Origin of the sequence: Gemella sp. zg-570 (genome assembly GCF_018866345.1) — a bacterium.
Taxonomy (GTDB): domain Bacteria; phylum Bacillota; class Bacilli; order Staphylococcales; family Gemellaceae; genus Gemelliphila.
This window is the reverse complement of the sequence record NZ_CP076443.1, coordinates 159,932-180,855: the sequence shown is the minus strand read 5'-3', so window position 1 is coordinate 180,855 and position 20,924 is coordinate 159,932. Positions and strand designations below refer to the sequence as shown.

The 20,924-nt window shown below is 30.7% G+C and carries 14 protein-coding genes and 3 riboswitches; of the genes, 3 read left to right on the top strand and 11 right to left on the bottom strand.

Annotated elements, in window-relative coordinates; all coding sequences use genetic code 11:
- Positions 1-96: 96 nt before the first annotated feature.
- Positions 97-1,980 (top strand): PTS sucrose transporter subunit IIABC, encoded by a 1,884-nt coding sequence (locus KMP11_RS00880; protein ID WP_305798415.1) that lies wholly within the window; start codon positions 97-99, stop codon positions 1,978-1,980.
- A 217-nt stretch (positions 1,981-2,197) separates the two neighbouring features.
- On the opposite strand, the gene adhE is transcribed toward KMP11_RS00880, so the two are convergent.
- Entirely contained in the window at positions 2,198-4,858 is a 2,661-nt protein-coding gene (gene adhE, locus KMP11_RS00875; protein ID WP_216279944.1) for a bifunctional acetaldehyde-CoA/alcohol dehydrogenase, read from the bottom strand.
- A gap of 451 nt (positions 4,859-5,309) precedes the next feature.
- Between adhE and KMP11_RS07605 the strand changes: the two genes are divergently transcribed.
- Complete coding sequence (locus KMP11_RS07605; protein WP_253195962.1) at positions 5,310-5,462, top strand: NAD(P)-binding protein; 153 nt, start codon at positions 5,310-5,312, stop codon at positions 5,460-5,462.
- Between the two features lie 532 nt (positions 5,463-5,994).
- Here the strand turns inward: KMP11_RS07605 and thiM are convergent.
- From thiM to pepF, 6 genes are all read right to left on the bottom strand, one after another.
- The gene (gene thiM / locus KMP11_RS00865; RefSeq protein WP_216279943.1) at positions 5,995-7,431 is read right to left on the bottom strand and encodes a hydroxyethylthiazole kinase; all 1,437 of its coding nucleotides are present in this window, start codon (positions 7,429-7,431) and stop codon (positions 5,995-5,997) included.
- A gap of 4 nt (positions 7,432-7,435) precedes the next feature.
- Complete coding sequence (thiD, locus tag KMP11_RS00860; protein ID WP_216279942.1) at positions 7,436-8,269, bottom strand: bifunctional hydroxymethylpyrimidine kinase/phosphomethylpyrimidine kinase; 834 nt, start codon at positions 8,267-8,269, stop codon at positions 7,436-7,438.
- 147 nt (positions 8,270-8,416) lie between these two features.
- Positions 8,417-8,520: riboswitch (TPP riboswitch) on the bottom strand.
- Between the two features lie 61 nt (positions 8,521-8,581).
- Positions 8,582-8,685, bottom strand: a riboswitch (TPP riboswitch).
- 61 nt (positions 8,686-8,746) lie between these two features.
- Positions 8,747-8,850: riboswitch (TPP riboswitch) on the bottom strand.
- 916 nt (positions 8,851-9,766) lie between these two features.
- Positions 9,767-10,867: an NAD(P)/FAD-dependent oxidoreductase gene (locus KMP11_RS00855; RefSeq protein WP_216279941.1), complete on the bottom strand. Its 1,101-nt coding sequence runs from the start codon at positions 10,865-10,867 to the stop codon at positions 9,767-9,769.
- Between the two features lie 200 nt (positions 10,868-11,067).
- Positions 11,068-11,928, bottom strand: coding sequence for a type II restriction endonuclease (locus KMP11_RS00850; RefSeq protein ID WP_216279940.1), 861 nt, complete (start codon positions 11,926-11,928; stop codon positions 11,068-11,070).
- Between the two features lie 9 nt (positions 11,929-11,937).
- Entirely contained in the window at positions 11,938-12,771 is an 834-nt protein-coding gene (locus tag KMP11_RS00845; RefSeq protein ID WP_216279939.1) for a DNA adenine methylase, read from the bottom strand.
- A gap of 76 nt (positions 12,772-12,847) precedes the next feature.
- Positions 12,848-14,656 (bottom strand): oligoendopeptidase F, encoded by a 1,809-nt coding sequence (gene pepF, locus KMP11_RS00840; RefSeq protein ID WP_216279938.1) that lies wholly within the window; start codon positions 14,654-14,656, stop codon positions 12,848-12,850.
- Positions 14,657-14,793: 137 nt separating this feature from the next.
- Here pepF and ung point away from each other — a divergent pair, with 137 nt between their 5' ends.
- On the top strand, positions 14,794-15,441 hold the full coding sequence (ung, locus tag KMP11_RS00835) for a uracil-DNA glycosylase (protein ID WP_216279937.1): 648 nt from the start codon (positions 14,794-14,796) through the stop codon (positions 15,439-15,441).
- 295 nt (positions 15,442-15,736) lie between these two features.
- Here ung and ileS read toward each other — a convergent pair whose 3' ends face one another.
- From ileS to KMP11_RS00815, 4 genes are all read right to left on the bottom strand, one after another.
- The gene (ileS, locus tag KMP11_RS00830) at positions 15,737-18,466 is read right to left on the bottom strand and encodes an isoleucine--tRNA ligase (RefSeq protein ID WP_216279936.1); all 2,730 of its coding nucleotides are present in this window, start codon (positions 18,464-18,466) and stop codon (positions 15,737-15,739) included.
- A gap of 936 nt (positions 18,467-19,402) precedes the next feature.
- Positions 19,403-20,176 carry a YlmH/Sll1252 family protein gene (locus KMP11_RS00825; protein WP_216279935.1) on the bottom strand — a complete coding sequence of 258 codons (774 nt, stop codon included), beginning with the start codon at positions 20,174-20,176 and terminating at the stop codon, positions 19,403-19,405.
- Between the two features lies 1 nt (position 20,177).
- The gene (locus tag KMP11_RS00820; protein ID WP_371741349.1) at positions 20,178-20,462 is read right to left on the bottom strand and encodes a YggT family protein; all 285 of its coding nucleotides are present in this window, start codon (positions 20,460-20,462) and stop codon (positions 20,178-20,180) included.
- Between the two features lies 1 nt (position 20,463).
- A complete protein-coding gene (locus KMP11_RS00815; RefSeq protein ID WP_216279934.1) occupies positions 20,464-20,883 on the bottom strand; it encodes a cell division protein SepF in 420 nt (139 codons plus the stop codon).
- Positions 20,884-20,924: the final 41 nt, after the last annotated feature.

Sequence of the window (20,924 nt, the reverse complement as noted above, 5' to 3'; positions counted from 1 at the left end):
CATATTAAGGAAAAAGTTTATAATAAAAAATATATACGTCTTAAAATGCTTTTTAATTCAATAAAGAAAAAATTTAATAAAGGAGATTTTTACAATATGAACAATACTGAAATTGCAAAAAATGTCATAAAAGCTCTAGGTGGATGTAATAATATTAATAGTGTAGCCCACTGTGCAACTAGGCTACGTGTCATGGTAAAAGATAAAAATAAAATTGACCAAACTCTTATCGAAAATATAGAGAAAGTACAGGGAGCTTTTTTCAATTCAGGACAATATCAAATAATCTTTGGCACTGGAACCGTTAATAAAATTTATGATGAAGTTGTTGCACTCGGCCTCCCAACTTCTTCAAAAGATGATATGAAAGCAGAAACTGCTAAACAAGGTAATTCATTTCAACGTGCTATTCGTACATTCGGTGATGTATTTGTTCCAATTATACCCGTAATTGTAGCAACTGGTTTGTTTATGGGCTTGCGTGGATTACTTGCTGCTTTAAGTATTACGCTACCTCAAAATTTGAATGTTTATTCTCAAATTTTGACAGATACAGCCTTTATTGTTCTGCCAGCACTTGTAGTATGGTCAACCTTCCGTGTATTTGGAGGAAATCAAACTATTGGTATCATACTTGGTATGATGCTAATATCTGCTTCTTTACCAAATGCTTGGGAGGTGGCTAAGGGCGGTGATGCGACACCAACTATTTTCTTTGGATTTGTTCCAGTAGTTGGCTTGCAAGGCTCAGTTCTCCCAGCCTTTATTATCGGTATAGTTGGTGCTAAATTTGAAAAATTTGTACGAAAGCATGTGCCCGAAGTATTGGATCTTTTAGTAACACCATTTGTTACATTGTTTGTGATGTCGATCCTTGGTTTGTTTGTTATTGGCCCAGTATTTCATGTTGTTGAGAATTATATTCTTGCAGCTACCAAAGCTCTTCTTGCTCTTCCATTTGGTCTTCCAGGCATCTTTATTGGTGGGGTCCATCAGGTTATCGTTGTTTCTGGTGTTCACCATATCTTCAATTTGTTGGAATCTCAGTTAATTGCAAATACTGGTGCAAACCCATTTAATGCCATTATTACTGCGGCGATGACAGCACAGGGAGCGGCTACAGTAGCAGTTGGTGTGAAAACTAAAAATCCTAAATTGAAAGCTCTTGCTTTCCCTGCATCTCTTGCGGCTTTTCTGGGAATTACAGAGCCAGCTATCTTTGGTGTGAATTTACGTTTTCGTAAACCTTTCTTCTTTTCATTGATTGCAGGTGCTATAGGCGGTGCTCTCGCTTCTATTCTAGGGCTTGCAGGTGTTGGATTCGGTATTACTATTATACCAGGGACACTACTTTACTTGAACGGACAACTTCTACCTTATTTATTAATGGTAGCAGTATCCTTCATAGCTGGTTTCACATTGACTTATATGTTTGGGTTTGAAGATGAAGCAGTAACTTCTGAAAAAAATTTTAAAGTAGCATCAACTACTGAAGTAATAGATAAATCTTCAAATCCACTTGTTAAAGAAGAAATATTTGTTTCACCTCTTTCAGGTGAAGTTGTTGCTCTTGAAAATGTTAATGATCCTGTTTTTTCATCAGGTGCTATTGGACAAGGTGTTGCTGTCAAGCCATCTGAAGGTCTTGTTTATTCACCAGCAGACGCAGAAGTTACTATTGTATTTGACACAGGGCATGCTTATGGTTTGAAGACAGCAAGTGGGGCTGAACTACTTATTCATATCGGTATTGATACTGTATCAATGAAAGGTGAGGGATTTGAGAAATTAGTTGCAGTAGGTGATAAGGTTAAAGCAGGAACGGCTATTGCTAAGTTTGATTTAAGCAAGATTGTATCTGCAGGTCTTGATGATACTACTATGGTAATAGTAGTAAATTCATCAGAATTTAAAGCAGTTGAAGCCCTTGCAAATTCTAGAATATCACATGGTGATGCCTTATTTAAAGTACTAAAATAAGCATATAAAAAGTTTTAGCTCTTAAAATTAAGTTATATCTACCATATGCAGTGTCATCTACTCCACAAATTGCTTAATATTTTACATAGATAGAATTTTCTTTTTAAATATTTATAAAATTTAAACCCTATTTTCTTCATATAAATATTTTATATATAACAAAAATGCAGTCCAAAGACTGCATTTTTTATTGAAAGTTGATTGAGAGTTACTTTAATTAGATTTTTTCTACGAATTTTTTCTCTCCGTAGCCATACCATGCCGCTTCAAACATTTCTTTCATATCACTAATCATCGCTAAACGAGGGTTAGCTGGCGTACATTGGTCTTCATAAGAGTCGAAGGCAAGTTTTGTTAGTGAAGCTAAAAATTGTTCGTGAGTATAACCACCTTTTGTGAATGAACCATGTTCTTTGAATGCCATTGGACAGCCTACTTTTCTACCTAGTTCGTAAACAGCTTGTGCATAAGATTCAACACCTTCTTCTGGTGTGCTAGCTTTTAGTCCTAGCATTCGAGCAATTTCTTGATATCTTTCTGCTGCTTGGTAGTGTTCATATTTAGGCCATAGTGAAACTTTTCCTGGACGAGTACCGTTATATTTAATTACATAAGGTAATAAGGTCGCATTATTTTCACCGTGAACTGTATGGAATTTACCACCTATTTTGTGTGACATTGAGTGGCAAATTCCTAAGAAGGCGTTAGCAAATGCCATTCCCGCCATACAAGATGCGTTGTGCATTTTTTCACGGGCGTCTCTGTCAGCAGTTTTTACTGATTTTTCTAAGTTATCAAATACTAATTTTATAGCTTTAAGAGCTAAACCGTCAGTATAGTCGTTAGCTAGAGTAGCTACATAAGCTTCTGTTGCGTGAGTTAATACATCCATACCAGTGGCTGCTGTTGGTCCTGCTGGAACTGTTAATACTAGATTAGGGTCTACTATTGCCACATGAGGAGTTAGTGCATAGTCAGCTAACGGATATTTTTTATCATTTTCTTTGTCAGAAATTACGGCAAATGGAGTAACTTCTGAACCTGTACCTGATGTTGTTGGAATAGCTATAAATTTAGCTTTATTTCCTAAGTGTGGATATTTAACTGTACGTTTTCTTATATCTCCGAATTTTTGTACTAATTCAACAAAGTCAGCATCTGGTCTTTCATAGAATAACCACATTATTTTAGCTGCGTCCATTGGAGAACCACCACCAAGTGCAACTATCGCATTTGGTTTAAAGCTATTCATTAAAGCTGTACCAGCTTCTACAGTTTTAATATCTGGGTTTGGTTCTACTTGGTCAAAGATTTGAATTTGTACCTTGTTTGCACGACCTTGTAATTGGTCAATAACTTTTTGAGCGAATCCTAGTTTAACCATTGATTCGTCAGTTACTATCATTACTCTTTCCAAACCCTCCATCTCTCTTAGGTACTTTATTGAATTTGGCTCAAAATAAACTTTTGGTGGTACTTTGAACCACTGCATATTATTGTTTCTGCGTCCAATAAGCTTTACGTTGATTAGGTTAATTGCTGATACGTTTCCTGATACTGAGTTGCGTCCGTAACTACCACAACCTAATGTTAGAGACGGGATAAATGCGTTATAAACATCTCCAATTCCTCCGAATGTTGATGGAGAGTTCCAAACAATACGGCAAGCTCTTACTAATTTACCAAACTCTTCTGCTACGTCAGCATTTTGTGTATGGATAGCTGCTGTATGTCCTAGCCCATTAAATTCTACCATTTGACGTGATTTTTCTAATCCATCTTTTGTATCTTTTGACTTAATTACTGCTAATACTGGAGATAATTTTTCTCTAGTTAGTGGTTCGTTAATTCCTACCTCACTACATTCAGCAGCTAAAATTACAGTTCCTTGTGGCACTTCAAATCCTGCTAGTTTTGCAATTTCTGTTGCTGGTTTACCAACTATTACTGAATTTAATTTTGCTCCAGCACAATCTTGTGATTTAGCTTCTACTCCAAATAATAATTTTTCTAAAAGAGCTTTTTCTTTTTTGTTTACAAAGTAAACTCTGTGTGATTTCATTATAGAAATAAATTCATCGTATAATTCTTTATCGACAATAGCCGCTTGTTCTGATGCACAAATCATTCCGTTATCAAATGCTTTACTTAAAATAATATCATTTACCGCTTGTTTAAGTTTTGCATCTTTGTGTACATAAGCTGGCACGTTACCTGCACCTACACCCAAGGCTGGTTTACCACAAGAATAAGCTGCACGAACCATCGCATTACCACCAGTTGCTAAAATTGTTGCAACTCCATCATGTTTCATCAAGGCATTTGTACCTTCCATTGATGGTTTTTCGATAAATTGAATACAGTTTTCTGGCGCTCCTGCTTTTATAGCAGCATCTCTAACTATTCTTGCCGTTTCTTTAGAACACTCATTAGCAGATGGGTGGAAGCTAAAGATAATTGGATTTCTTGTTTTCAAACAGATTAATGACTTGAAAATTGTTGTTGATGTTGGATTAGTAGTAGGAACTACACCACATACAACTCCAACAGGTTCTGCTATAGCAGTCAAACCATCTACTTCATCTCTGTCTATAACACCAACTGTTTTAACTCCACGCATGCTATTTACTATGTATTCACAAGCATATAAGTTTTTAGTTGCCTTATCTTCTATTACACCACGTCCTGTTTCTTCAACCGCTGCTACCGCAAGAGGCCCGTGGGCTTCTAAAGATGCAACTGCGGCCGCTTGAACTATCGCATCAATTTTTTCTTGGTCTTCTATTTTCAAGAATTCAGCTAGTGCTACTTGCCCTTTTGCAACAAGCGTGTTCACTTCTTCGATTGGGTCTAATAATACTTCTTTTTCTTTTGCCATGATTATGACTCCTTTTAAAAATTATTTAAATTTTCATAAGTAGACAAATTTTAAAATAAAAATTACAATAATTGCTAGGCATTATTTAATTTTATTAGTTAATTTGCCCCTTAATTTATTACACCTAAAGTTTAACACACAAAAAAAAATTTGTAAATATCTGTTATATATCTGTTTTGAATATAAAAATTAATTTATTTTTATTTTTATTCTTATTTTTATAAATCAAGATATCATTTTTGAAACATATAAAATAAAACAGTGAAACAGAATATTTCATTTTAAAAAATGGTGTTTTACTTTAAAATTTATTTTTTAAATAATAATTGTTATATATCTATTTATCTTATTTAAAAAGACAAAAATAATAATAAAAATATTTTTAAAAATTTATTGACTTTTCTATTTTGAAAAATATTTCATTTTATTAGATAACAGTTTTAGGAGGAGTATGAAAGATTTTAAATATGACTTAATTATTATTGGAGCTGGGATTAGCCCTCTTATGATAGCAGATAGATTAAATAATCATAAACTTAAAATTTTTCTACTAGAAGAAAGAAAAAGAGTTGGCACAAAATTATTGATGACTGCCAATGCTTGATGTAATCTTTTATCTAGCGACACACAAAATCAGTTAGAACTAGCCATACATAACGGTAGATTTTTACGCAGTGCCTATCATAAATATAAGCTCCATGAATTTTTTAAAAATCATAACCTGCCTTTAAAACAAGAAAATAAAAGCCTTTATCCAGCTAGTGAAAAAGCTATAGATGCTGTGAATTGTTTTAAAATTAATAATGCAATAAAAAGAGAGCTAGATCTCCATATCTAACCCTCTTAAAATATTTATTAGGAAGTGTCTTTTTTTAATATGTTATACAAATTGTGGTTGAATTATAAAATCCTATAAATTAATTATATTAATTTTTATATAAAATTTTTAAGTTTTTCTAAAAGAACTTTATTAAATTTATCAAGTTCTAAATTATATTTTGATATGCTGATATTTAGATTTATTTTTATACTAAAACCTGACCAAGTATTTAATTAATATGATTTTTATTTGTTTCATAATAATACTCTTTAGGGAATATGTATCTTTTTACATATAATTTATTTAATATTTTTTATTATAGGTTTGAAAATTTTTCTACTAATTCTTCTGTTCTTTTTTTACAATCTTCTTGATTTAATATATCTGATATTACACAGATTCCATCCACCCCTATATCTTTAATAACATCTAAATTTTCTAACTTAATACCTCCAATTGCTAAAATTGGAATATATACATTATTTTTAATATCCATAATAGTCTCTTTAGATATTACATGAGCATCAGGTTTAGTATTTGTAGCAAATATAGCACCGACTCCTATATAATCAGCTCCCTCTTTTTGAGCTTCAAGTGCCTGTGATACAGTTTTTACAGAAACTCCTACTATTTTATTATGTCCCATTAATTCCTTCACTTTTTTTATTGGCATGTCAGATTGTCCTACATGTACACCATCCGCATCTACAGCAATAGCTATGTCCAATCTATCATTTATTAATAATGGAACATTGTATTTTGCACAAATTTCTTTTATCTTTATGGCTCTATTTAAAAAATCTCTAGTAGCTAATTTTTTTTCTCTAAGTTGAATAATCTTAGCTCCACCTTTTATGCATTCCTCTATAGATGTATAAAGATCTTTACCCAAGCATGCTTTTTCATCTGTAATTACATACATATCATATTGATATTTCACTTTTTCATAAGATATTTTAGCGTTTTTTATTACCATCTCTGGATTGAAGTTGAAAATATTATTCATCACCTCTTCTTTATAAGCGGCAATACCCTTAGTTTCATTATTTGCTATTTCACCAGATAGACTCATAGTCAAGACACCTGCAACTGAACTAATTAATGGATTTTTATTAGCTCCAACATAACTTCCTATCAATGAAGCAATCATACAGCCAGTTCCTGTAATGTAGGCTAAAGAATCTGATTCATTTTGTATTTTTATAATATTTATTCCATCTGTTATAATGTCAACTTTTCCAGTAACAGTACATACACATCTATACTTTCTAGCTATAAAAATAGCTGCGTCTATTGCTTCAGTACTTTCTACACTTGAATCTACTCCTTTGGTTTTTACATTAACTCCTGCCAATGCCATTATCTCAGAAGCGTTACCTTTAATAATACTAACGTGCACTTGATTTAAAAACTCTATAACCGTTTCATTTCTAAAAGGAGTTGCACCTATGCCTACTGGGTCAAAAACTATGGGTATATTATTCTCATTTGCAGTCTTTCCTGCTTTTATCATTGTTTTTAATGATTCAGAACTAATTATTCCAAAGTTAAGTACCAGTGCATTGGCTATTTTCGTCATTTGATCTACTTCATCATACGCATCTCCCATTACTGGTGATGCCCCAATAGCTAGTGTAACATTTGCACAATCATTTATTGTAACATAATTTGTAACTTGTTCTATTAAAGGTTTTGTTTCCCTAACCTTTTTAATTGCTTTACAAATTTCTTCTATAATTATATTTTTATTCATGTTTTTAATCTCCTTTATATTTTAGGTTTAAATCTTTATATATTTGTCCCATAGGATTTGTAGGTCCACATCCACTACCTATATTTAAAGAATTTTCAATAGCCATAGTTATAAATTTTTTGGATTTTTTTACAGCATCAATCATTTCAAAGCCTAAAGCTAAATTTGCAGCAATTGCTGAAGATAATGTACAGCCTGTTCCATGTGTATTTTTAGTCTTTATTCTATTATTAGTAAAGTAGTGTTCTTTATTATTAATATCTATTAAAACATCACATGGATTTTCATCAAGATGCCCTCCCTTAATGAGTACATACTTTCCTGTTACTGTTTGTATTTCTTTACCAACTTTTACCATTTCTTCTACCCTAGTTATATTTACTTCTATGTTAAATAATAATTTATATATACACTTGGCTTCCATTATATTGGGAGTAATTATATCAGCAATAGAAAAAAGTGTATTTATTAATTTATTTTTTGCCGCATCATCTATTAAATCAAAGCCTGAAGTGGAAATCATAACAGGGTCTAAAACTATATTATTAGTTTTATATTTTTTTAAACCGTCATAAACCGACTCTACTATATTTGAATTTGACAGCATTCCTATTTTTATAGAATCAACTTCAATATCTGTAAAAATAGCTTCTAGCTGACACGTAACTCCTTTTGAAGAAATATCTTCTATATAATTAACCCCCATTGTATTTTGTGCTGTTATTGATGTTATAACACTCATACCATAAACTCCATGTGCTGCAAATGTTTTTAGATCGGTTTGAATCCCAGCTCCTCCACTTGAATCAGAACCGGCTATTGTTAATACTTTTTTCATTATTTACCCTCCATATATAATGTTTAATTAAATATATTAATCTATTTTCAAAAAAGTTAGATGCTAGCTCAATATTTAATAATATAATTTTATTATTTTTAATAATTTTTAAGTAAATCCACTAAAAAAGCATATATCTACGGATATATGCGGCGTCAATTAAATTCCTACGCTGGCATTACCCAGATCAGGTCGAAGGTCAAGAATCACATTCTTATCTCAGCCGATTTATCAGCCCCCTTTTATAAGATAATTTATTATTTTTAACAATTTTTAAGTAAATCCACTAAAAAAGCATATATCTATGGATATATGCGGCGTCAATTAAATTCCTACGCTGGCATTACCCAGATCAGGTCGAAGGTCAAGAATCACATTCTTATCTCAGCCGATTTATCAGCCCCCTTTTATAAGATAATTTATTATTTTTAACAATTTTTAAGTAAATCCACTAAAAAAGCATATATCTGCGGATATATGCGGCGTCAATTAAATTCCTACGCTGGCATTACCCAGATCAGGTCGAAGGTCAAGAATCACATTCTTATCTCAGCCGATTTATCAGCCCCCTTTTATAAGATTAATTTATTTCTTATTTCATATTAGCATAAAAATTTTATTTTTTCAATAAAAAGAGTTATATATTATTATTTGTATTTAATTTTCACTGGAAATAAAACAAACAATTTAGAAAATAAATATTAACTATACCTGAAATAATCATTTATAATATTCTTGTTTTTGCTATAAATATTCTTGTAAAATATAAGAATATTATGTTTTATTTCCTTGGAATTGGTGAAATCGAAAAAAGGCATATATTAAAAAATGATTTCATCCTAGATTTTAAAAATAAAATTTTCAAGTCTACTGCTATATAGAAATATAAGATTAGGAGAAGTAGCCATAATTTCTAGTAAGAAATTATCTGTTTTTATTGAATATAATAAAAATAGGATTAGAAACTTGTGATTTAGATGCTAATTGTACTATATTTTAGTAGTGAGAAAAGATGAATTATATATTATATATTTTTATCCCTTATGAAAACATCTGATTAAGTACTTTCTACCATATTAAACCTAGCAAGATTAAACATTATTATTAAAGACGAATTGCAAAATTTTAGTTATCATATACACTTAATTAAAGCGACAATAATGGTGTTATCATAGATTATTACCATATTTATTATTTATAATTTCAATGGCTTTAGTTATATAGAATTATTTATTAAATACTAGTCCTCTTATATATTGGAAAATTAGGAACATTGGCTTATACAAGTCATGTTAAATTGATAAAAATTTAAAGAACTAACTGGCATATCATGGTAGCCCAAGTTGCCTAGAAGTTTTAAAATAAATATTTCCAAGTCTTGTTAGGTTTTAAATGATGCTTATATATTTTTTATTGGGAGATGGGAGATTGTAAATAATTATGGATTTTATGGGTGTGATTGAAACATAGAAAGTTAGAAAAAATCTCAACTTAGCTTCAGAATTTTTTTATTTTTCTAATATATCTACTTGTGGGATAATCCGAACTGTCTAGCAACTCCTCTTTACCTACTGCAAGCATGGCAAGATTATAAGCAATTATACCTCCAGTAGTTAGACCAGAAGAGCCTAGACCACTTGCTACAAAAAGATTTTTTTCGCCTGGAACTAGACCGTAAAAGACAGAAAAATCATTTGTATATGCCCTAATTCCTACACGCTCATTTATTACCCTTGCTTTTTTTAATGTAGGTAAAAAATTAGTCGCCTCTTCTTCAAATTTATTTAATAAATCTTTGTCAACACTTAAATCAAAGCCCATATTATTTTCGTGACTTGCTCCCATACTGAGAAAACCATTTTCAAAAGGGATTATATCTAACTCACCTTCTGGCATAATTACGGGATAAGTGCCACTCTTAGAATCTGAAATTTGATAATCTCGAAGTTGTCCTTTTTGTGGGCGAACGTCTACTTCAAAATTAAGGGGTTCAAGTATTTCTTTAAGCCATGCCCCTGTACATAAAATTACCTTGTCAAATTCTTCATTATCAACAATATATTTGTCTTGCTGAATTTCTAGTGTAACTTTTTTATTTATTACTTCAACCTTGGCAGCTTCGAGTAGTGTTTTTACAAAAAGTTCTCCCTCTATTCTCCCCCCACCACTTGCATAAAGGGCGTAATTAGCACCTGTAAAATCTGGAATATTTTTTTTGATATCCTCCTTAGAAACTATTTTTAAATCCCCTATCATAGCAGAAACTTCTCTTCTACTTTCTGCAAGACTTAATAGGTATTGTAATTTACTTTCATCTTTTTTTAGGATATAAACTCCAGTTTGCTTGTAAAAATCTGTGCTGTAACCGTCATTTTTTAAATCTTTTACCAATTTTAAATAAAATTCAGCCCCCATTCTTGCCATCTTGTACCAGGCCTTGTTACGACGTTTAGAAAACCAGGGGCTGATAATTCCTGCTGACGCCTTTGTTGCTTGCCCCAAGCCGTAATCAAAAACCTTTAGTTCGACATCTTCTTTTGACAAGTAATAGGCACAAGTAGCTCCAACTATGCCAGCACCAACGACTGCTATTTTCATATTAACACCTCTTTCTTATATACTTATTTTATAGCACTAAAAAACTATATTCAATTATTTTTATAATTTATTTTTTAATTTTATATTTCAAAATAAAAAATACTTTGAAATATTTAAAATCTCAAAGTATTTTTATTAGATACTATTTAAAAATTTTTATTTTTACCATAAAAGCAAATTAAAACACTGTCTTAACTTAATTAATTAATTAATTTTAATATTATATTATTCTCCAAATCATTTATATTATAAATATTTCTAGTTATATTAAAAGTTTCTTCTAAATTCTTCTTAGCCTTGTTCCAACCCTGACCGTCAGTAATCCAAATAAATTCAAAATTTTCTATTTTATTACATACTTCAAATAAATTTTTATAACTTCTTGCAATTTCATTCAATTTAGAATCACCTCTGGAGTAAAAATTTGTTTCTATGGCATAAATTTTATTATTGGTTTTTATTACAAAGTCAAAACGCTTTTCTGTTTTACCACTATTTCCTAGCTTTGATAAATCTATTCCCCAATATTCTTCTATCTTACTTTTATTTAGTTCTTTAAAATAATTTACATTTTTAACTAAACCAGAACTTAGCAGATACGATTCAACTAAATCTTCCATTAAATGTCCTGTTCTATTTTTCCTAGCATTAGAATCTAATCCTACTTCTATTCCTGTAACATAATCATATAAATTGGAAATTATATGATTTTCTAAAAGGTTAAAAATTCCTGTTTTTCTCATAAACAAAATATAATCTTTAATATCATAATTCTGTTTCTTAAAATTAAATTCATAATCACATTTATTGTCTTTAATTATTATCTTGTTTTCTCTTTTAGCTATTAATATTGGTATTGCATTTAAAATATTAGGATATTTTTCTACTAAATTTTTAAATTCTACTTCTATATTCTTGCTATTAATTAGCGTGTTTAACAAATTTAACTCTATTTTTATGCTATCTATATTTTTATACACTTTTTCAAAATCTGTATACCAAGACCAACTAGCTATAGAATTAACCATTTTAGATAACCATATATCAAAATTTCTATCCATATTTACTCCTTAATAATTTGTTATTATAATTTCTTTGCCTACTCTATTTGATGCATCGCTATTGACTGCCCTTTTAACATCAAGAAGTTCAATATGATACTCTTTATATAGCTCTCTAATTAATTTTGTATTATGATTAGTTAGCATAAGATATACCCCTTTACCATCTAATCGTTTAAATTCTTGAGCTAATCTTTTATGGTCATATTTTGTAAAACCTGTTTGTGTATATGAATTAAACGTAGTTTCATTTAAAGGTGCATAAGGACTATCAAAAAATACAAAATCACCTTTTTTTACAGTCTTTAGAAGATTTAAAAAATCACCAGATTTTATAGTGGCATTTTGTAACTTTTTAGAAATAGCCTTTAAATTATCTAACTCATAAATTTTAACCTTAGTTTTTTTATTCCAAGGAACATTGTAAAGCCCTTTTTTGTTGACTCTATATACACCGTTAAAGCAATATTTATTTATAATCATAAATAAAGCTGCACACTCTAAGTCTAGCTCTTTATTTATTATCTTGTCATTGTATAATTCTCTTAATTTTTCATACCTAATGGAATTAACCTCTTCACTGTTTAAACAATCTATTTGGTATGCAAGTTCTTTGTAATTATTTTTTATTTGATGATAAACATTTATTAATTGTTCATTAATATCATTAATAAAAATATTTTCAGAATTAATATTAAATAATACCGCTCCGCCTCCAACAAAAGGCTCGTAGTAATCATTAAAATTTGAAGGTATTTTATTTTTTATTTTATCTATTACCTGTCTTTTCCCACCAACCCACTTTACAAAAGGTTGTGGATAAATAACATTATCATTTTTCATATATCTCCTAAATTAATATACCTTGATATAATTTTAATTTAATAAAAATATTTCATAAATATAATTAAAATAAATTTTATTTATTCACTTCATCAGTCAAGCTGTACAACTGGTCTACTAAATATCCTACATAGGCAATTGCTTCTTTTAGTGGTTCTTGCGTTCTTACATCACAACCACCTAAAGTTGCCAAGTCTTTTGCTGACATACTGCTTCCTTTTGTTAAAGTGTTTAACCAAATTTGAGCGGCTGAAGTGTCCTTTTCTATTTTATTTGCTATGGCTGTTCCTATTGTCAGTCCTGCTGAATAAGTGTATGGATATAGTCCCATGTAATAATGTGGCTGACGCATCCAAGTTAATTCTGCTCCCTCATTTACTCTTAAACTATCTCCAAAAAATTCTTCCATTACAGAGCCTTTAATATCTGATAATATCTCACCAGTAAGCATTTCATTATTATCAACTTTTTTATAAACCCTGTCTTGATAAACAGCTTCTAGGTAGTGAGTTACCATATTGTGAAAATATGTACGACTAATCATATTAGAAATTACCCAGCGTTTAAATCTTGCGTCCTCACTTGTTTTTAAAAGATAGTTAGAAACTATTACTTCGTTACAAGTTGACGGAGCTTCTACAAAGTAAAGAGGACAGTCATAATTTAACATTGTTTGGTGCTTACCTGTACTCATAAAATGAAAGGCATGACCTAATTCGTGAGCAAGAACAAAGACTTCATTCATTTTACCTGTCCATGATAAGAGAATATAGCTAGCTATATTTGGCACAGTAGCACAAAAGCCACCAGTAGATTTTCCCTTGTTCTGTGGAAAATCTGTCCAACGCTTGTCATAACTTTCATCAATTAAGTCTAGGTAATCTTGCCCTAAAACTCCAAGAGCCTTTTTCAAATATTCTCTTGACTCATCAACTGTCATGTCAACTTCAAACTCTGGGTCAAGGTTGATTTTGCAATCAGCAAAAGTCATATCTTCTATCTTGTGTTCACGAGCAAGTAATTTTATGTAGCGACGAATGTGGGGTGCTAAATCTTCCATTAAAACTTTAATTTGTCTGTCATAAAGTTCTCTATCACCGTCTTGTCTATCTAATAAATAATCAATTACACTTTCGTAACCACGAGCAGTGGCTATGGCTTTTTCTTTTTTAATGTGTGATATATATTCGGTAGCTGTTGTATTTTTATATCGGTTCAAAGTTTCATAAAAACTTGCCGCTGCATTACGTCTTACTTCCTTGTCATTATCCATTTCATGTAGATTTTCATAAAGAACATAAGAATTTTCTAAAGTTTTTCCATTTGCTTCAAAAGAATCAAATTCCATATCTTCAAATTTTGTAACTTCATAAAGATTGTAAAAGCTCGGTAAACTTTCTAGGCTTGCTAATAATTGTTCTGTATCTTTACTTAGCATATGTTTTTTATCACGCAAAACTTTACTGAAAAAATATTCTAGGTCGGGGCGTTTAGAACTTACAAATTCTTTAATAAAATCTTCTTCTAAAGTAGCAAGTTCACTACTAAAGAAACTTGCATTACTTGACCAGATACTCACAAAATTTTCAAACAAGCTATAATTTTCAATAACTTTATTATTAAATCTGTCTACCGTTGTTGGCAAGTAGGCGTAATGTTCTAACTTAGTTAAATCGAACAATAATTCTTCAAAAGTTTTAATAGCCCTATCTAAAATATTTAAGTCGGCTAATTTATTTTCAAACTCTGACTTAAATTCAATAATATTTTTTTCTAGTTTTTTTAATTCTTCCTTATACTCTACATCATCTTTGTAAATTAAATTAATATCCCATGTATATTTTTTATCGACATCTTTTCTGTCTACTAATTTTACTTGGCTCATAATAATCTCCTTTAGCTATAATTTTCGTTAAAAATTTATTTAACTTGTATATTATAAAATTATAAACTATTTATTAGAAAATTGCCATAGTAACTTTATTATGATATATTTAAGAAAAATAAATTTAAGGAGTTTTTATGGATACTTCATGGAAAAAATTTTTTAAAAATTATCCTAAACGACAAGACCTTGGCAATGTGCTAGATGAAATAAATAAACAAAGGGCAAAAACAACAATCTTCCCTCCTCAAAATGAAGTATTTAAAGTTTTTAATTTAGCCCTTGAAGATATAAAGGTGGTAATACTGGGACAAGACCCCTATCACAATGATAATCAGGCTTGCGGTTTAAGTTTTTCTGTAAAAGATGGCCTACCTCTACCCAAAAGTTTAATAAATATTTACAAAGAACTGCATGACGACTTGGCTATAGCTCCTAGAAAAAGTGGCAACTTAGAAGCCTGGCACAAGCAGGGAGTTTTTTTGCTTAATTCTGTTCTGACGGTTGAAAAAAATAAGCCAGCTAGTCATTCAAATCTTGGTTGGGAAGATTTTACAGACTACATTATAAAAGAAATATCTAATGAGTGTAATAATATTGTTTTTATTCTTTGGGGAGGTTTTGCTCGTAGCAAAAAGAAACTTATAGACGTTAAAAAACATTATATTATCGAATCAGCCCACCCAAGTCCCTTGTCTGCTTATAGAGGATTTTTCGGAAGCAAGCCCTTCTCAAAAACCAACGAATTTCTAAAATCTGTAAACAAAGAAGAAATAAAGTGGTAGCGACAATAAAAATTTTACAAAATATCTGAAAATAAGAGAGCAAAACAAAAAGATTTAAAATAATTTTAAGTCTTTTTTCTTGTCCTATTTCTTTTCTTTAAAAGCTAAATTTTTGATGTGTTCTTCAGTCTTTTTAACACTCACTGCTTTCTTATCTTCAGTAAGTATATTTTCTGGAACAATTTTTCTAAACTTGCTTATTAGGATAATTATTTATTTTTAAATTTTTACATATCTTCGTAAAATATCTTTTCCCTTTAAATAAAAAAACTACCTAAATTTAGGTAGTTTTATCTTATTTTTTTAAAATGTTATGGCAACGTGGGCATAAGCCGTCTTCATCTACTTCATCAACTATTGTCCAGCAACGTTGGCATTTATAACCCTCTGCTCTTGTTACGCTCACTGCTGTATAGTCATATTCTTTGCCGCCATTTTCCTTAACATCTGCCTTACTTACAATAAATAATTGATGTAAATTATCTACTGATTTTAATAGGTTTACTATTTCTAAATCTTTTGCATAAATTTCTATTTTTGCTTCTAGTGATTTACCGATTACTTTTTCGTTACGGCTTTCTTCTAGGGCTTTAAGAACGTCATCACGAATTTCTAATAATTTATCCCACTTAGCCTCTAGTTCTTTGTCGTCGATAAGGTTTTCGGCTGGGAAGTCTGTTAGGTGTACCGAGTCAGCTTCTTCATAAGGCATGTTGTCATATACTTCTTCAGCAGTAAATGATAGTATCGGTGCTATTAATCTTACTGTTTTACTTAGGACTGTATATAGAACTGTCAGCATACTTCTACGAATGTGAGAATCTTCTGACTCGATATAAAGAATATCTTTTCCGTAATCTAGGTAGAAAGAAGATAGTTCGATATTAAAGAAGTTTGTTAGCTCGCTCATTACATAGTTGAACTGGTAATTTTCATAGTATTTTAGCATTTTACTAACAACTTGTTCAAATTTTATCAGCATATACTTATCTAATTCTAATAAGTCTTCATAGGCTAATAGGTCTTTTCTGTTATCAAATTTTCCGTTGAATAAATTTCCTAGTAAGAAACGGTATGTGTTACGTAATTTTCTATAAGATTCTGAAACCTGTTTTAATATGTCATTTGAAATACGCACGTCTTGTGTGTAGTCAACACTTGCTGACCATAGACGGATAATTTCTGCTCCTAGTTGTTTTCCTACATCATTTGGAGAAATAACATTTCCTAGAGATTTACTCATCTTATGGCCGTTACCGTCCACAACAAAACCAGCAGAAACTAATTCTTTGTAGGGAGCTTGTCCAGAGACAGCAACAGAATTTATTAGTGATGAGTTAAACCAACCTCGATATTGGTCGCTTCCCTCTAGGTAAAGGTCGGCTGGATATGTTAAGTCTTCACGCACTGCACAACAGCCTTGGTGTGATGTTCCAGAGTCGAACCACACGTCCATTATATCCATTTCTTTTGTGAATTTGCCGTTTGGGCTGTCCGGGTGAGTGTAGCCTGCTGGTAGTAGTTCTTCGGCTTCTTTATTAAACCAAACATTAGAACCCTCTACTTCAAAGATTTTTGCAACGTGTTCGATTAGGTCGCTATCTAAAATTGGTTGTCCGTTTTCTGCATAGAATACTGGAATAGGAACTCCCCAAACTCTCTGACGAGATATTACCCAGTCTCCACGGTCGCGAATCATGTTATAAAGACGAGGTTTCCCCCATTCACTATAAAATTTGGTTCTGTCGATAGCGTCTAAGAGTTCTCCACGAAAGGCATCGACCGAACAGAACCATTGAGGTGTTGCCCTGAAGATAATAGGTTTTTTACTACGCCAGTCGTGCGGGTATGAGTGGGTAATAGTTTCTTGTTTTAACAAGGCGCCTAAACTCGCTAGATGTTCAATAATATCCTTGTTGGCATCAAAAACAAATTTTCCAGCAAACATTCCTGCTTCTTCTGTGAAAATTCCTTGATTGTCAACCGGAGAAATTACGGGTAGTTTGTATTGTAAAAAACCTACATTGTAGTCGTCAACCCCGTGGCCTGGTGCAGTGTGAACAAGCCCCGTCCCTGCTTCGAGCGTAACGTGGTCGCCTACTATTAGCATTGATTCTCTATCCAAGAAAGGATGTTTACATAGTAGGTATTCTAGGTCTGCACCGTTTACTTCATTGACTATTTGGTAACTTTCCCAGGCAAATTCTTTTGCTAACTTATCTAGCAAATCTTTTGCCACTAAATATTTTTGGTCATTAACGGCAACTACTTGATATAAAAAATCCTTATTTACTGCAATGGCAACATTGGCTGGCAAAGTCCAAGGCGTAGTTGTCCAAATAAGAAACTTAGTTCCCTTGTCAACAAGTTCAGTATCGCTGATAAGTTCAAAACCTACATAGATTGACGGCGAAGTGTGTTCCTTATATTCAATTTCCGCTTCTGCCAGGGCAGATTCAGAAGATGGCGACCAGTAAATAGGTTTTAGTCCCTTGTAAATATAGCCCTTGCTCACCATTTTTCCAAAAACTCTAATCTGCTCAGCTTCAAATTTTGGATCCAAGGTTACATAAGGATTGTCCCAATCTCCGATAACACCTAATTTTTTAAAGTCTACTCTTTGCTTATCAATTTGCTTTAGGGCATAATCTTTACACTTGTTTCTAAACTTGTAGGCTGGCATAGACTTTCTATCAACGCCATTATTTACCAAAACTTGCTCGATTGGTAAACCGTGCGTATCCCAACCAGGAACAAAGTTCGATAGGTAGCCATTCATATTTTTATACTTCACGATAAAATCTTTTAGGATTTTATTCAGAGAATGTCCGATATGAATGTTACCATTTGCATAGGGTGGACCGTCATGTAAAACATATGTCGGTTTCCCCTCATTTTTCGCTAAAACCTTTCTGTATAAGTCCATTTCGTCCCAACGTTTTAAAAATTCCGGCTCCTTGTTTGGTAAATTGCCTCGCATTGGAAAAGCTGTTTTGGGCATAAGTAGTGTGTCTTTAACTTCCATGTCCTATCTCCTTTCAAAATAAAAAACTCCTAAAATAAATCAGAGGGCGAAAAAATCCACGGTACCACCTCTATTAACTCACTTTAGGAGCAGCTCTTTTAATTATTAATTTTTTAAATAAAGTGATAATTTTTAAATCTTGTTAAAACTTTGCACCAACCAGTTTCTCTCTATAAACATAATTTAAAAATCTTGTCTTTATTAAATTTATTTAATTATATTATATTTTCTAAAAATTAGCAAGTGATTAGTGAAAATTTAAAATATAAAATTGAAAAAATATTTTTCCCAGTTGAAAAAGTTTTAAAAATTATTTGACAAAAATTTATAAAAAATATTTAAGCTGGCAATTAAAAAATTCAGACCAACTTTCTTAAAAATTTTTATCTAGTAAAATTTAGATTTTAAAATTTATAATAATTCTTTGCTAATAGATTTTATAAAAATTCACAAAAAATATTTAGGTTGGCAGTTAAAAATTATAGACCAACTTTCTTAAAAAAATTTTTATCTAGCAAAATTTAGATTTTAAAATTTATTTGATAAAAAATTTTATCTAGTAAAACCTAGATTTTAAAGTTTATAATAATTTTTTGCTAATAGATTTTGTAAAAATTCACAAAAAATATATAAGTTGGCAATTAAAAATTTTAGACAAACTTTCTTGAAAAAATTTTTATCTAGCAAAATTTAGATTTTAAAATTTATTTGATAAAAATTTTATCTAATAAAACCTAGATTTTAAAGTTTATAATAATTATTTGCTAATAGGTTTTATAAAAAATATCTTGCCTTTGGCAATACAGCTAATAAAAACTAGCAAAAATATTTTATAGTAAGTAAATTTATAAAAAATTTAATTCCCCTGTCCATATTAAAAAAAATTTATTCCCAGCCCTAATATTAATCATTTATTTTAGAAAATAAAAAATAATCTTAGACAAGTTTATCTAAGATTATTCTATATTTTAAAGATTTTGTATTTTGACTTGATTCTTTTAGGGTATATCTCCCATACTTGCGAATAGAAATCATATCGCCAATCTTACAATTTTTTTCGCCGTCAGTAACTAGGGTGTGATTTACTTTTACAAATTCTTTTTGCAAGACTTCCTTTGTTTTACTGCGACTTTTATTTATAATTTTTGAAACGATAGAATCCAGCCTATGCGATGAGCAAACAATACTAAGACTTTGATATTTTTTTTCTATTTTAATAGCAGCCAGATTTTCCTCTATGCTAAAATTTAAAACAGCCCTACCGATTTTACTAAAATTCATTATTAGATATTCGGCAATACCAGCGTCAACAAAAATAAATATCTTGTCATCTTCAACAATAATATCTCCGATACGGTTAAAATTTAAGCCTAGATTGTGGACTGCTCCTAAAACGTCCCTGTGTCCTATCTTGTGAAATTTAGTATTAAAATTTGCTACTAAACAGACTATATTATAGTCAATATCGTAGTTATCATTAATAAGCAGTTTGGCACGTTTACGCTCGTTATCTAAAGTTCCACCAAAAAAATCTAATTTTATATTACTATAAGAATAATTTATAATTTTTTCTAAAAGTTTTTGTTCTACCTGACTTAAAAAAGGAGAAATTTCATTTTTACCACTCTTTAAATTTATGGTATTTAATAAATCTTTTGCTATCTCCTGCTCTTCTTTGGAAAAAATATTATTATTAAATAAATTTTTCATACTAGAAAATTGACACTCCAAAGACAAGAGCATATATTAATCTTTCTATAAATCCTAGGGCTATAAAGGCTAGGATAGGAGAAAAATCTACCATGGCAAGTGGAGGTAATATTTTTCTAAATAATTTTAAGTAGGGTTCACAAATATCTTCTAAAAATCTGATTATTATATTTTCTCTTGAGATGGGAAACCAAGACGAAAAAATATAGATTAGTAAGGCTCCCTCATAAAACCTAAAAGTGTAACTAATAACCTTGTATATCCAAATGTAAAAACTACTATCCAAATTAATATTCTCCTTCTGAAAATTCACCCTCTACGTCTACTCCGTGAGGAACGCAAAGATATATTTCATCACCGATTGTTTTTAATTTTGCATCCATGGCATAAATTCCACCAGATATAAAATCTAATAACCTGTCTGAAGTTTCTAAATCTAATTTTGTTAAATTTAAAATAACTACCTTATTAGCCTTAATATCGTCAAGAACATCTTTGCTGTCTGCAAAAACTAAGGGCTCTACTAAAACTACATCACCTTTTTTCGCCATACCTTGTGAGATACCTACTTTTCTACTTGATTTATTATTTTGCACTCTACTAATTTCACTTTCCTTTTTTTCTACTATTTCATCTTTATCTAGTTCATCATATACTTGGTCTTCTTCATTTTCTAAAAGACTACTGAATTTTTTCAATATACTCATAGCTATATACCCCTATAATTTATATATCATCTCATTATAGC